Source organism: Eubacterium sp. (assembly GCF_057858645.1).
In genome coordinates this window covers 1-14,682 of record NZ_DBLZZO010000031.1, presented here as the reverse complement: position 1 = coordinate 14,682, position 14,682 = coordinate 1, and the positions used below count along the sequence as shown (strand labels likewise).

Below are 14,682 nucleotides of genomic sequence, written 5' to 3'. Positions count from 1 at the left end.
ACAAAGGGCAGAATAAGATATACAGTAAATAATAGAAAATATTATGCACCAAAGGATAGAAAATAATATATAAAGGACAGGTAATATTGTATGGTTAAAAAGATTATAAAAGGCAAACAGATTTTTGCAAGAAAAGCACAAAGTGCCACAGAGGCAGATAAACAAGTTATAACAGATTTATTAGATACACTTAAGGCTAATAGAGAAACCTGCGTTGGTATGGCAGCTAATATGATAGGAGTTAATAAATCAATAATAGTTGTGGCAACAGGACCATTTCAATTTGCAATGATAAATCCTGTAATTACAAAGAAATCAGGAGAGTACAAAACGGAAGAGGGATGTCTTTCTTTGGATGGTATACGACCTTGTATAAGATATGAAGAAATTGAAGTTGATTATTTAGATTCAAACTTTAATAAAAAACATGACAAGTATACAGGTTTTACAGCACAGATTATTCAACATGAAATCGACCACTGTAATGGAGTGGTTATTTAGAAATTTTTTCAAAAGTACACCCTTTTTAGGCAAAAACAAGCAAAAGGGATGTATTTTTCCAAGTATGAAATTAACAAAACAAAGATAATTCCCCAAAAGTACACCCCTTTTAGCAAAAAACAAGCAAAAGGGATGTATTTTTCCAAGCAGAAAATTTTTAAAAACAAAGATAATTCCCAAAAGTACACCCCTTTTAGCAAAAAACAAGCAAAAAGGATGTATTTTTCCAAGTATGAAATTGAAAAAACAAAGATAATTCCCAAAAGTACACCCCTTTTAGTCAAAAACAAGTCAAAAGGGTGTATTTCCTAAAAAAACAGATTTCTACAATACAAAATATGTTTTAAAATAACAATTCAACAACAAAAAGTATCCCTCACAATAACAATTCAATACAAAAATTTTTCCGCACAATAACAAGCCCCCACAATAACAATAAGTATCCCACGCAATAGCAATACCACAACTAACACGTTGATATGATACCTCAAAAGTTGACGGTTCAATATTTCTAATGTAAATTAACTATAGGATTAAGTATTACATATTAACGTGAAGACAAATTTCAATTAATATGAAAGTGAGAGTGATAAAATGAAAACGCGTAAGTTAGGAAAGACAGGACTTGACGTAAGTGAAATCGGGTTTGGTGGTGAATGGTTAGAACGACACCCAGAAGAAGAGGGAATCGAATTAATTAAATATGCATCTTCTAAAGGAATTAATATTCTTGACTGCTGGATGGCAGATCCAAAATCAAGAGACATTATTGGAAAAGGTATCAAGGATAATAGAAGTGACTGGTTTATTCAGGGACATATTGGTTCTACCTGGAAAGATGAACAGTATTTTAGAACAAGAGACATGAAATATGTTCGACCGGCTTTTGAAGATTTACTTAAAAGACTTCAAACAGATTATATTGATATTGGCATGATACATTACATAGATTCAGAAGAAGAATGGGAACAGATTCAGCATTCAGATTATATGGATTATGTAATGGAGTTAAAAGAAAAGAACATAATACATCACATTGGCATGAGTTCCCATAACCCTAAAGTTGCCATAAAAGCAGCACAGTCAGGGTATGTTGAGATGATTTTATTTAGTATAAATCCGGCATTTGACATGTTACCTGCAAGCGAAGATATTGACACAATGTTTGCAGAAGAATTTGATAACAACCTTAAAGGAATTGACCCTGAGCGTGCAAAGTTATACAAAATATGTGAACAGAATAATGTTGGAATCACAGTTATGAAAGGTTACGCAGGCGGTAGACTATTTGACGAAAAACGTTCTCCTTTTGGAGTAAGTTTAACACCTGTTCAGTGTATTCATTATGCATTAACCAGACCTGCAACAGCATCTATTATGTGCGGCTATGACACAAAAGAACAGGTAGATGATGCTTTGGCATATGAAACAGCTACAGAGCAGGAAAAAGACTATGCATCAGTAATCGCCAATGCTCCGTTCCATTCATACAAAGGAGAATGTACATACTGTGGACATTGCAAGCCTTGTGTGGCGAATTTAGATATTGCAATGATTAACAAATTTTATGATTTGGCGACAATGCAACCAGAGGTGCCTGCAACAGTACAATCACATTATGAACTTCTTGAACATAAAGCATCTGAATGTATTGCTTGTCATGCTTGTGAAGTACGTTGTCCATTTGGAGTAAAAATCGCAGAAAGAATGGAGAAAACAGCAAAACTATTTGGTTGCTAGAATCACATTTGCTTGTAAGGGGGCGTTTAACATTGATTAGAAGCAAAAATTACATTTTAGATTTTACACATGTATATATTGATGAGGACATACAACAAGAAAGTGGTATAAGCCTAATTGATTGTTCGGACATTGAAGGCTGTGACCTTTATTGCTCCAAGGCTGCTGAAATAGAAATAAAGAAAAGAACAGAGCAGTATGGAATTCATGGGATACATTTTATTGATTCAGGTAATTTTCATTACATAACAAAAATAAATACAGACAGAATAATGAAGCCCTTTTCATTAGTTCTGTATGATCATCATACCGATATGCAGGAACCGATGATTAACAAAATGACCAGTTGTGGAGACTGGGCAGCGCAGGTTATTAATGAAAATAAAAATCTTGTTCAATTGATTCTGGTAGGTGCAACTGAAAATGACATAGAGCAAATTCATATTAGGAATCGCGAAAAACTTATAACTTTTTCAGCAGAAGAACTTAGGAGTGGCAGAGGAAAAGATAAGCTTAGCAAAATAATAACAGATGTACCTTTTTACATTTCAATTGATAAAGATATTCTGGATAAAAATTATATTGAAACAAATTGGAGTCAGGGCCACATGCCACTTGATATGCTTGAGCATCTTTTACAGTTTTTTATTAAAGACAAAAAGATTATTGGAATCGATATATGTGGAGAATGCCAGAGTGGGTTGCCTTTTCCTGAATACATAGAGGCAGAGGAGAAAAATTCAAAAACTAATATCGAGCTATACCAATACATTAGAAAATATAGAAAATAAAACTTATTTGATATGTCGCAATTAAAGTGGTAAAACAGTTGAAAATAATAATTAAAATTTAGGTTGGAGAAAAACTGTATTATATATTTTGATAAAATGAGCAGAAAAGCTTGCAACATAGATTGTGACTTAAGAGTTAAAAATGATGACATTCATTTTGAGTTAGGAGGCAGAACAAATGAACATACTCATAAGAGAATATAACCAGAATGATTTAGAAGCAATGATTGAAATTTGGAATCAGGTTGTAGAAGATGGAATTGCATTTCCACAGGAAGAATTATTAAATAAGGATACAGGAAAAGAATTTTTTGACTCGCAGACTTACAGTGCAGTGGCGGAGGATAAGGATACAGGAAAAGTGTATGGCTTGTATATTTTGCATCCTAATAATGTGGGACGTTGTGGACATATCTGTAATGCTAGCTATGCTGTTAGTAAAGAATCAAGAGGGCTACATATAGGGGAAAAGCTGGTGCTTGATTGTTTGAAGCAGGGTAAGAACAAGGGATATGGAGTGTTACAGTTTAACGCTGTTGTTGCAACTAATACCCATGCAAGACATTTATATGAAAGACTTGGTTTTACTCAGTTAGGTGTAATACCAAAAGGTTTTAGAATGAAGGATGGACATTACGAGGATATTTGCCCATATTATCACGAACTTGTTTAGATAATTTAATGAAAAATTACAGTTAGTTGCTAAATGCAAAGAATGTACATGGACTGAGAAAATATTGCAATATAACAATATTGGTTATGTTAGAAATTAGGAGAAAAATATAGGTATGGTATATGTTAAAGATTTACTTCAGTTGGAATCTTTATGGTAAGAACAATGTTTCTGTCTGCAGCATTATGTGGAATAGCAGGCTATTTTCAGGTAGAATTTAAAATAAAAAGATTATCATTTACCCATCTGGTTTCCTGCTGTAAATTAGGAATTTCAGCTTTCGTAAGCGAAATATCATCAGCAGTTATAACAGTAGTGTTTAACATGTTGCTTTTAAACATTGCAGGGAATATTGGTGTGGCTGCGTACGGAGTAATTGCCAATTTGGCTATAGTTACTATTTCTATTTTTAATGGTTTGGCGCAGGGCAGTCAGCCGTTAATTAGTCAGTGTTATGGTAGAAAAGAAACTAAAAATGTTAAACAACTTTTAAAAGGGAGTGTGGATATCATTTCTGTCATCAGAAGTGATTACATTTACAGCGGTTATGATTGTGGCAAAGACTAACTTGAAATTTCGTAAATAAAGGTCAGTTTGTGAAAAAAAGCAATAAGTGCATGTGTTATAATACTTTAGAATTGCTGGTAGTATGTCATTAAATTTGCATAAAGATAAGAGGAAGCAATATGGAATTTCAATATCTTCTAGAACAGAAAACAATGGATTATATTCAAGATAATAATTTAGAATTAGTGGAAAAAAGTATGTGGAATAGTGGTGCTATTGTATATACTGTAAAGAAATCCAGCGATAACTTTGACGGATTCTATTCACTGATAGCTATTTATTTGGAAGAAAAAGATTTTAAATTACAGGCAGAAATTTATAATTTATATAATGATAGCAGATTTAATGAAGATTTAATTCAGTGTGAAACAATTGAAGAAGAAATAGTTGATAATGGAAAATTAATCTATATAATTACAGAGAATGTTAATTCAATTATTGACATGATTTTAGATGGAAAAATAATTCTTTCTAACAAGACAGAAGAACAGAAAAAGATATGTTTATTTAATTTGCTTGCTGACATTTGCGATACCATAGTGTATGTGAAAAATAAATACAGCAATTTAAATATATACATCAATAATGAAGAATTATGTATTAACGAAAACGGTAAAGGAAAGCTCTTGTTATTTGATTTGGTAAAAAATCAAATGGCGACTAATAATGAAGCTTATGAACTTGCATATATTGGAAAAAATATTGCAAAAGGTTTAAATATTGATGTTAATATTCCGTTATTGGAAGAAAATATAGAAATGTTTAGACAGTTTTGTCTAAGGGAAATTAAATCTTGTGAAAAAGAAGAAGAAAAGAATAAAAACAAATATGAGAATAATTTAAAGAAAGCCAAAAAGGGTGATAAAAAGGCGCAATATATTGTTGGCTATATGTACGAACATGGAAAAGCTGTACCAAGAAGTATAAGTAAAGCAAAATACTGGTATGAAAAATCAGCCACAAAAAAATACACAAAAGCACTTAATAATATGGCGTATTTTTATCAAAAGGGAATACAGGTAGATAAGAGTATTGAAAAGGCAGAAGAACTTTTGAAAATCTCAGCAAAACAAAAAGATAGTGTGGCATGCTTAAATCTTGCAATAATGTACCAAACAGGAAAAAAGGGCAAAGTCGATATAGAACAGGCATTGTATTGGTATAAAAAAGCCATGAAATACGGGGATAAAGTAGCAGAAAGAATGTACAAACGTTTAATCATGCAAAAAGCAAATGAAAAAGGGTGACAAAATGGAACATATAAATACTACTGAGATGTACTATAAAGTTATAAATTGTGAAGAAGTAGATGAGTTAAAAGAAATATTAAATGCATACAGTCCATACTATTCAAAATGGAGAGATTATATAAATAATATAATGTTATCAAGGGGATTGTCTTATGAAAAGTTAGGAAAAAAATGTGGCTTTAGTAAAAATACAATAAAATCCTGGATAAAAAATAATAAAGTGCCAAAATCAAGGGAAAGCTTCATAAAACTTGGCATGGGGTTAAGGTTTAATTTACAGGAAATTAATTATATGTTACAGCGATATGGAAAATATCCTAGACTATATTCAAAATCATTAGAAGATGCTATATGTATTTATGTAATTTCACACTATCCAAAAGAAGAGAGCATTAATCCCTATGAATATTGCACTACACTTAAGGGAAAATTTTTAGATATTTTAAAAACAAAAAACAGAAGAAAGTATTTGGCTAATTCTCAAAATGAAACCTTTGAAGTAGAAGAAAAATTAGTAAGTCTGAAAAATGAGAATGAACTGGTCTCATTTATAAGGGAAAATGAAGTTGAATATATTAACAGTTATTACAAGTTGGTGGACTACATTGAAGCATATATAAAGGCTGAAAATTTTGGCGGTTCCTATCATAGCCTTGTAAAAGCCGAAAATCTGGATAAGGGATTTGAAAAAATGATTTCTAATTTGAAAAATTGGGGGGAAGTACCTAACAGACAAAGGTTAATTGCATTAGGAATAAAACTTAATATGTCTTATGTTGAAATCAATCAGTTGCTTGATTATGCAAATATGGAAAAACTATGCCCAAAGGACAAAATAGAGTGTATAATACTTTATGTACTATCTAACATAGATATTTCTAATCCTGAATATCAGACAAATCATATGTCGTTAGTTACCAGTTACAGCAATAACCCACAAATTAAGGAACAGTGTTCACATCTTTTAAAAGAATTAACAGGGTTAAAAAATTCAGATGAAATTGAAAAAGATATGCAGTATTACATAAGCGATACTTTAAGAAAACTTGAAATGGATAAGGAAGATTATGGAATTTTAAAATTGTTTATTGGTAAAGACAATTAAAATTTATATGGAAATTAATAAGGTATTTTGTGATTAGAATATTTATAAATAAAAAATATGAGATAGTACAGCAATTACGATAAAAAATAAAAATGGGAGACAATAATGGATTCTATTTTAGGCAGAACAATATTAGGATACAATGTAATAGAAAAAATAGGTTCAGGTGGATTTGGCGATGTATATAAAGTTGAGAGAAGCAACATTGTAGGAAAGACTACAAGAGCTTTAAAAGTAATTACATTACCAAAGGATGATGAATACCTTGAAATATTAAACTCCATGGGTGGAGACAAAGACAAGACAAATGCATATTTTGAAAAAGAACTTAATCGTGTAGTTACTGAGATAAGAGTTTTTTCACTTATATCGGAGAAGGACAATCATAATATCGTTTCCTATTATGAAAACGACGTAGAACAAATAGGTGAGTATAGGTATAACATATATATTTTAATGGAACTTCTTACACCGCTTAATAAATGGCTACAGCAAAATAATATTACTGTAGAAGATGGACTTAATATTGGGATTGGTATAGCAAACGGACTTGCTATTTGTCATAAGAACAATATTGTTCACAGGGATATTAAGCTAAGTAACATATTTGTTTCTAAGGATGGAGCGTTTAAACTAGGTGATTTTGGGGTATCAAAAAACATTACTAACGCAACAATGGCACATACCATAAAAGGAACACCTAATTATATTGCTCCTGAAATTTATATTGGCAAAAGTAAATATGACAATACTGTAGATATATATTCGTTAGGAATTTTAATGTATTATCTATTTAACAAAAAGCGTTTTCCATATTATCCTGAGTACCCAAAGGAATATACAAGGGAAGATGAAGATAAGGCGTTTTACAAAAGAATGCAGTATGATAAACTCCCAAATCCATTGGAGGCTCCGGATAGTATTGCAAAGATAATAAAAAAAGCTGTTTCAAAATCTGACGAAAGATATCAAAGTGCAGTTGCCATTGAAAAGGACTTAATTGTGGCAAAATCAAAATTAAGCGAAAAACAGTTGAGTAGACAAATTGGTTTTGAGCCGGTTTTTGCTGATAATAACAAAATCGAAAACGAAAAGGAACATCTGTTAGTTCAGAACTTAATGGGAAAAGACTATAACAGCATCAGTTTTCAGGAGCAGGGCTTAACCATGGATGAAAGCGTTATAATATCTAAAAAGAATAACAAAAGAAAATGGTTAATTATAGCTGGTGTTATCGGTGTGGCAATATTGTTGTTTTTAATTGTGTATCTTAGCAGTTGTACAAATTCTAAAAATACTTCTGAGAAAAATATAGCCATAACAACTACTGAGAAATCAATAGTAATAAAAGAGAGTACAGTTATGGAATCTTCTGCAAAAGATACAGAATCAAATATTGAGACAACAAAAGTTAGCCAGACAACAGAAGTACAGAAAACTACTAAGAAAAAGCGAAAGAAGAAAAGGCAGGTAGCTTCAGAGAAGACAACACAAGAAGTAACAGCCATGCCTTCAACAAAATCAAATAACACATACACAAATAAGTCAGCACAACCGTCATCAAAGAAAGTTAATACAACAAATAAACCAGCCAGTCAGAAAAAAGACAGTGCAATTGACTTTGAAAATGTGGTAGAGTAAAGATATTATTTATGATTTAGATTACTCTGAATTAGGAGGGTTACAATGAAGAAAAGTTTAACAATAGTAATTATGATAGCATTAGCCATGGCTTTAATATGGGCAGTTGTTTTTGCAATTGTTTTAAAAAGTTTAATTGTAGGATTAGCCTTCGGTTTGGCATTTGGTTGCTCAATGGCAATTGTAGCTTATGCTATAGTTAGCTCAAGTAGGAAAAATGATAAGTAATAAGTAAGGTGTGTTTTTGCAGACAAGAACATATACATAATAAAAAACGATAACTCGTAAGCGATATATGCGTCGGGTTATCGTTTTTTTTATGCACACTCGTGCAAAAGGAAAAATGTTGCTAAAGCAATATGCGCTCGGTGCGAAGAATGTAATTATTTTAGAATGTTTATTAATAATATGAATAGAATAATCAATAGACAGTTTAAACTTAACGTGAATTTTACTTTAAATGACACAAATATTTACAGAGAAAAAATACAATTAAAACAATGTATTAATAATACAAAATATTTGTGAAAAGAAATATTAAGGAGGAGAAGTGATGAGGGTAGGAATACTTACAAGTGGTGGTGATTGCCAGGGCTTAAATGGAGCAATGTATGGCTTGGTAAAAGCTCTTAATTTCAATTGCAAGGAGAAATTAGAGATATACGGAATTTTAGAAGGCTATACAGGCTTGATTAATGGTGATTACAAAAAAATGAAACCTGAGGAATTTGAAGGCATTCTTAATATGGGTGGGTCCATACTTGGCAACTCAAGACAGCCATTTAAAAGAATAAATGATGCAGATGAAAATGGCGTTACAAAGGTACAGTCCATGATTAAAAATTATAAAAATATGGATTTAGATTGCCTTGTTGTGTTAGGTGGAAATGGTTCCCACAAAACAGCAAATCTTTTAAGTGAGCAGGGGTTAAACGTGGTGACTTTACCAAAAACAATTGATAATGACATTAACGGGACAGAAATGACTTTTGGTTTTCAGTCAGCAATTGATATAGCAACCAGAACGCTTGAAGAACTGCATACAACAGCCAAGTCACACAAGAGAATTATTATTGACGAAATAATGGGAAACAAAGCAGGCTTTTTAACTCTTTATTCAGGAATTGCCGGTGAGGCAGACATTATTTTGATACCTGAAATTCCTTATTCAATTGATAAAATAGTTGATTTTATCAATAAGAAATTAGACGAGGGAAGACGCCACATTATTATTGCGGCAGCAGAGGGAATTATATCTAAAGAAGAAAGTAAACTAACTAAGAAAGAGTTAAAACAGAAACGTGCTGCGGAAAATTATACATCAGCAGCAGTGTATTTAGAGAAAAAATTAAGCGAAAAGATAAACAGGGAAATTAGGGCAGTAGTTCCTGGTCATATTCAAAGAGGTGGCAGTCCATGTGCCTACGACAAAGTTCTAACCTCAAGACTTGGGGCAAAGGGCGCAGAACTAATTTTAAATAAAGAATATGGAAAAATGGTGGCTGTTGTAAATAACGAAATTTCCAGTGTGCCATTAAGTGTAGCTGTGGAAAAGACGAAGAGAGTTAATCCAAATGATGAAATTGTAAAACAAGTGAGAATGATGGGAATATGCTTAGGAGATTAATTGAAAGAATTTTCAAAATAAAAATTATTATAAAAAATGAAAGAAGAAGTAATATGAAAGAAAATAAGAATACAGTGCTTCCATGTTATGACAATAGAGAGTTATCATGGTTAAAATTCAACGAAAGAGTTTTAGAGGAAGCAGAAGATGAAAGAGTACCTTTATGTGAAAGATTAACTTTTGTTAATATATTTTCAACTAACCTGGATGAGTTTTTCAGAGTAAGAGTTGGCTCAATTTATGATCAGATGCTAATTTCTGACAAGAAAAGAGAGAACAAAACTTACATGACCTCCAGTGAACAATTAGAAAGTATTTATAAAAATACAAAAGAACTTTTAAAGAAAAAGGACAGAGTTTACGATAAACTTATAGATAAACTTAAGCCATATAATATTCAGGTTGTAGGGTTTGATAAATTAAGAAAAGAAGAAACACAGTATATGGAATATTATTTTAGAACTAATGTAATGCCATTACTTTCTCCACAAATAATTGGAAAGAAACATCCTTTTCCTTTTTTAAATAATCAGGAGATTTATGCAGTAGCCTTAGTTTCAAACAAAAACAGAGAAAAAATATGTATTGTACCATGTGGTGGTTCAATGTTTAGCAGATTAATACAGGTGTTCCCAAACAAAAACAAATACATGTTAATAGAAGAAGTTATTCTGCACTTTATGCCACAGATTTTCGAAAACTATAATGTGGAAAGTAAGTCTTTAATAAGAATAACAAGAAACGCAGATATTGATATTGATGAAATTTTTGCAGACGAAGACATTAGTTATAGAGAGTCAATGGAAGAATTAATTAGGATGAGAAAGAAACTTTGTCCTATAAGAATGGAATATTCAAGAGTTTTAGATGAAAAGGTTATTAAAAGTCTGTGTAAGGAATTAGGCTTAAACAAAAAACAGACATTTTATTCCAAGGCACCACTTGATTTATCTTTTGTATTTAAAATACAGGATATTCTCAGAAATAATCGTGAACTGTTTTTCAAAAGAAGAGTGCCACAGATTTCTAAAAACATAGATGAAAATAAGTCAATGATGGAACAAATTGAAAACAAGGATATTCTTTTAAGCTATCCCTTTGAGAGTATGACATCTTTTATTAATTTGCTAAAAGAGGCTGCCCATAACGAAAATGTAGCTTCCATCAAAATGACATTATACAGAGTGGCTAAAAAACTCACAGGTAGTAGAAGCGCTGATTGATGCCGCAGAACATGGAAAAGAAGTTGTTGTAATGGTTGAGTTGCGTGCAAGATTTGATGAGCAAAACAACATAGAGTGGTCAAGAAGAATGGAGGATGCAGGTTGTCGAATTATCTATGGAATTGACCACACAAAAGTACATTCAAAAATATGCCTGATTACTTACACAAAAGACAACAAGGTAAAACATATTAGTCAGATTGGAACAGGCAATTACAACGAAAAAACTTCAAAACTTTATACAGATTTATCATTAATGACAGCCAATGAAGAAATAGCAAAAGAAGTTGGCAAAGTGTTTAACAAAATCTGTATGGAAGAGGTTATGGAAAAAACAAAACATCTTCTTGTATCTCCTAAATGCATGCAAAATAAAATTGCAGATTTAATTGATGGAGAAATTAAAAAAGTTGAAGAGGGCAAAGAAGGATACATTGGTATGAAATTTAATTCCTTAACAGACAAAGTCCTTATTGAAAAGTTAATTGAAGCATCACAGAAAGGTGTAAAAATCGACTTGGTTATTAGAGGCATCTGTTGCTTAATTGCAGGAGTTAAGGGATATACAGAAAACATAACTGTAAAAAGTATTGTTGGCAGATACTTAGAACATTCAAGAATATATATTTTTGGAACTGAAGATGACAGAAAAATATACATTTCATCAGCAGACTTAATGACAAGAAACACTGTGAGACGTGTTGAAGTGGCAGCTCCAATTTATGATGAAAACATAAAAAAGAGAGTTAGCAAAATGTTTGGCATAATGCTTCAGGACAATATTAAGGGCAGATACATGAAATCTGATGGCAAATACTACAGACCTGAAATTACAGAGGGTGAAACATTAATAGATTCTCAGGAGTATTTCTTTGAAGAAGCTTATGGTAAAATAGAATAATTTTTTAAAATTTACATTTTCTATTATTATATTATGTAAAATTATATAAATAATTTTTGCAATCGAATAAAGTAAATAATTGAAAACAAAAATGTAGTTGTGTTACAGCAACCACAAAAAAGTTAAACCTAAAAATTTAACTTTTTGGAGGTTTATTGTGAAGTTGTAACATGGCTACATGTTTTGAATTTGTCGGTTCAAAGAGAGAAACACTACGTCTATATATGCAAACATGGGAAATTTATATAATAAGTTTTATGTTATAATTGACAATTAGAAATCCAATACCCATAGTATAACATTTTAAAATCAAGTGTAATAATACAGATCAATTTCGTAGTATAAGGTGAAGGAAGTAAAAAGTGAAAGACGAAAGAATAATTAAAGATCTTTTTAACAGGTCAGAAGAAGCCTTAAAAGTTCTAAAAGAAAAATACGAAAAGCCTTGCATGAACATTGCTATGAAATTGGTAAGTAGAGAAGATGCAGAAGAATGTGTTAATGATACCTTCCTTGCAGTGTGGAATCGGGTACCGCCAAACAAGCCCAATCCTTTATGTGCGTATGTTTTCAGAATTACAAAAAATCTTGCCCTGAAAAAATATCACACCAATACAGCAAAGAAAAGAAACAGTTATTATGATTTAAAAATTATGTCACAGTTCATTTGCACAGACTAAGGACAAGGTTAAAGAAATATTTGTCTGAGAAAGGATGGGTATTATGAGGAAAGAAAATAAAAAATCAATAAAGAAAAAGCAAATGGCAGAACACATGATTAATTCTATTGACGATAAATATATTAAACAGGCAGCAGACTATAAGGCTAAAAATAATAAATACGAAAAGTTTATTAAGAAGTATGAAAAGAAAATTAATGAAATGAAAAACAATCAAAAATTAGTTGATGAGTTTTTGGAAGACTACAATAAAATAACAGAAAAATAAATAAATTATGGAATCGTTTTCTTCTTTTGCTAAATAAAGTGAAAAAAGAAAACGATTTTATGTTATATATGTGCTTATATTACATTTACAGACGGGAAAAAGGAGAGTATACTGTAGCGGTAGGAATTAAAGAAGAAGGAAGGACTTATGGCAGGATATTTAATTAAAGATACAACAAAGGAAGAGAGAAGAAAAATTGTAGAGGAATCTCTTGGTAACATTGAGGCTAATTGCGATGGCTGTATGTCAGGGTTGGCTGAAATGTATGAGGATTACATTGATGGAAAAAGAGAAATAAGAGATATTAACATGGAATTTAACAGTAGATATGTTAAAGGAAATATGGATAGAGAAGATAGTAGAAGCTGTCCAATGTAAGTTGATTGCACAGTTCCTGGAAAATGTAACCATGTTAATAATGAAAAACAGGAGATGATGAGCATAATAATTAATTAGAAAAATTGAAAGGAGAGATAGCATTTATTGCTATTGTGAGTATTATGAACCCATTAGAAATGATGAAAATAAAAAATAAAATGACTGAATTCACAAACAGACATCCTATGTTGCCTAAATTTTTTAACAGAGCAGCTTTGGAGATTAAAGAGGATACAGTTATAGACCTTGTAATAACACCAAAGGATGGAACGCCTATTAAGACTAACATCAAAGTTACCAAAGAAGATTTAGAGTTGTTAGAAACTTTAAAGAATATGAAAAATTAGTCAATAAATGATATTTATTTCAAAAGAGAGGAGATGTTAATATGGGATTTTTTAAAGACAAGACAGTAATTATTACAGGTGGTGGAAGAGCGGTTTTAAGTGATGGCAGTTGTGGATCAATTGGTTATGGCATAGCTACAGCATATGCAAAAGAAGGTGCAAATCTTGTACTTACCGGTCGTAATGTTAAAAAGCTTGAAGATGCAAAGGAAGAGTTAGAGCGTTTATATAGTATAAAAGTTCTACCGGTTCAGGCGGACATAAGTGCATCAGCAGATAATGAGGCGGTGGTAAAGAGCGTGGTTGATAAAGCAATTAAAGAATTTGGACATATAGATGTTTTAATAAATAATGCTCAGGCTTCAGCATCAGGCGTAACATTGGCAGATCACACAAAGGACCAGTTTGACTTGGCAGTTTACTCAGGCTTATATGCAGCATTTTATTACATGAAGGAATGTTATCCTTACTTAAAAGAGACAAAAGGTTCTGTAATTAATTTTGCATCAGGTGCAGGTCTTTTTGGTAATTATGGTCAGTGTGCTTATGCAGCAGCCAAGGAAGGAATTCGTGGACTTACAAGAGTTGCAGCTACTGAATGGGGACCTGACGGCATTAATGTAAATGTTGTTTGTCCTTTAGCTTGGACAGCACAGTTAGAGAATTTTGAAAAGGCATATCCTGACGCATTTAAGGCAAACGTTAAGATGCCACCAATGGGGCATTATGGAAATGTTGAAACAGAAATCGGTAGAGTCTGCATACAGCTGGCATCGCCTGATTTTAAATTTATGACAGGTGAAACAATCACTCTTGAAGGTGGACTTGGACAGAGACCATAGAGGGTTTTAAATAATATAATTATAAATACAGAAAAGCTACATGTTTTGTGTACCGACCCCCAAAAGTTAGACCTAAAAATCTAACGATTGGAGGTCGGTATTTTTATGGCAAAATACAGTTATGAATTCAAAAAGCAGGTTGTTGAAG

At 31.7% G+C, this 14,682-nt stretch carries 17 protein-coding genes; all 17 read left to right on the top strand.

The features are described 5' to 3' along the window. Window positions 1-90 precede the first annotated feature (90 nt). The 17 genes from ACZM4J_RS10440 to ACZM4J_RS10360 all read left to right on the top strand — a co-directional run bounded on the left by ACZM4J_RS10440 (window position 91) and on the right by ACZM4J_RS10360 (window position 14,534). Window positions 91-501, top strand: coding sequence for a peptide deformylase (locus ACZM4J_RS10440; protein WP_412335544.1), 411 nt, complete (start codon window positions 91-93; stop codon window positions 499-501). Between the two features lie 594 nt (window positions 502-1,095). Further along, entirely contained in the window at window positions 1,096-2,241 is a 1,146-nt protein-coding gene (locus ACZM4J_RS10435; RefSeq protein WP_299053626.1) for an aldo/keto reductase, read from the top strand. A 32-nt stretch (window positions 2,242-2,273) separates the two neighbouring features. Further along, window positions 2,274-3,032, top strand: coding sequence for an arginase family protein (locus ACZM4J_RS10430; RefSeq protein WP_022165370.1), 759 nt, complete (start codon window positions 2,274-2,276; stop codon window positions 3,030-3,032). Between the two features lie 178 nt (window positions 3,033-3,210). Further along, the gene (locus tag ACZM4J_RS10425; RefSeq protein ID WP_412335542.1) at window positions 3,211-3,705 is read left to right on the top strand and encodes a GNAT family N-acetyltransferase; all 495 of its coding nucleotides are present in this window, start codon (window positions 3,211-3,213) and stop codon (window positions 3,703-3,705) included. A 153-nt stretch (window positions 3,706-3,858) separates the two neighbouring features. Continuing rightward, window positions 3,859-4,272 (top strand): MATE family efflux transporter, encoded by a 414-nt coding sequence (locus ACZM4J_RS10420; protein ID WP_022165372.1) that lies wholly within the window; start codon window positions 3,859-3,861, stop codon window positions 4,270-4,272. 119 nt (window positions 4,273-4,391) lie between these two features. After that, the gene (locus ACZM4J_RS10415) at window positions 4,392-5,519 is read left to right on the top strand and encodes a tetratricopeptide repeat protein (RefSeq protein ID WP_489486100.1); all 1,128 of its coding nucleotides are present in this window, start codon (window positions 4,392-4,394) and stop codon (window positions 5,517-5,519) included. 4 nt (window positions 5,520-5,523) lie between these two features. Beyond that, entirely contained in the window at window positions 5,524-6,627 is a 1,104-nt protein-coding gene (locus tag ACZM4J_RS10410; RefSeq protein ID WP_489486099.1) for a hypothetical protein, read from the top strand. Window positions 6,628-6,732: 105 nt separating this feature from the next. Further along, window positions 6,733-8,268, top strand: coding sequence for a serine/threonine-protein kinase (locus ACZM4J_RS10405; protein WP_489486097.1), 1,536 nt, complete (start codon window positions 6,733-6,735; stop codon window positions 8,266-8,268). A gap of 45 nt (window positions 8,269-8,313) precedes the next feature. Continuing rightward, a complete protein-coding gene (locus ACZM4J_RS10400; protein WP_117999167.1) occupies window positions 8,314-8,496 on the top strand; it encodes a hypothetical protein in 183 nt (60 codons plus the stop codon). Between the two features lie 322 nt (window positions 8,497-8,818). Further along, entirely contained in the window at window positions 8,819-9,895 is a 1,077-nt protein-coding gene (locus ACZM4J_RS10395; protein ID WP_489486095.1) for a 6-phosphofructokinase, read from the top strand. A gap of 53 nt (window positions 9,896-9,948) precedes the next feature. Continuing rightward, window positions 9,949-11,118 carry a polyphosphate kinase gene (locus tag ACZM4J_RS10390; RefSeq protein WP_489486093.1) on the top strand — a complete coding sequence of 390 codons (1,170 nt, stop codon included), beginning with the start codon at window positions 9,949-9,951 and terminating at the stop codon, window positions 11,116-11,118. Then, window positions 11,111-12,019 carry a polyphosphate kinase gene (locus ACZM4J_RS10385; protein ID WP_489486116.1) on the top strand — a complete coding sequence of 303 codons (909 nt, stop codon included), beginning with the start codon at window positions 11,111-11,113 and terminating at the stop codon, window positions 12,017-12,019. The genes ACZM4J_RS10390 and ACZM4J_RS10385 overlap by 8 nt, the downstream gene beginning before the upstream one ends. A gap of 362 nt (window positions 12,020-12,381) precedes the next feature. Then, window positions 12,382-12,699, top strand: a complete 318-nt coding sequence (locus tag ACZM4J_RS10380; RefSeq protein WP_022165935.1) for an RNA polymerase sigma factor — start codon at window positions 12,382-12,384, stop codon at window positions 12,697-12,699. Between the two features lie 43 nt (window positions 12,700-12,742). Next, window positions 12,743-12,967, top strand: coding sequence for a hypothetical protein (locus tag ACZM4J_RS10375; protein WP_022165934.1), 225 nt, complete (start codon window positions 12,743-12,745; stop codon window positions 12,965-12,967). 147 nt (window positions 12,968-13,114) lie between these two features. Beyond that, window positions 13,115-13,345: a hypothetical protein gene (locus ACZM4J_RS10370; RefSeq protein ID WP_022165933.1), complete on the top strand. Its 231-nt coding sequence runs from the start codon at window positions 13,115-13,117 to the stop codon at window positions 13,343-13,345. Window positions 13,346-13,467: 122 nt separating this feature from the next. Further along, window positions 13,468-13,692 (top strand): hypothetical protein, encoded by a 225-nt coding sequence (locus ACZM4J_RS10365; RefSeq protein ID WP_489486092.1) that lies wholly within the window; start codon window positions 13,468-13,470, stop codon window positions 13,690-13,692. A 41-nt stretch (window positions 13,693-13,733) separates the two neighbouring features. Beyond that, complete coding sequence (locus tag ACZM4J_RS10360; RefSeq protein ID WP_117999161.1) at window positions 13,734-14,534, top strand: SDR family NAD(P)-dependent oxidoreductase; 801 nt, start codon at window positions 13,734-13,736, stop codon at window positions 14,532-14,534. Window positions 14,535-14,682: the final 148 nt, after the last annotated feature.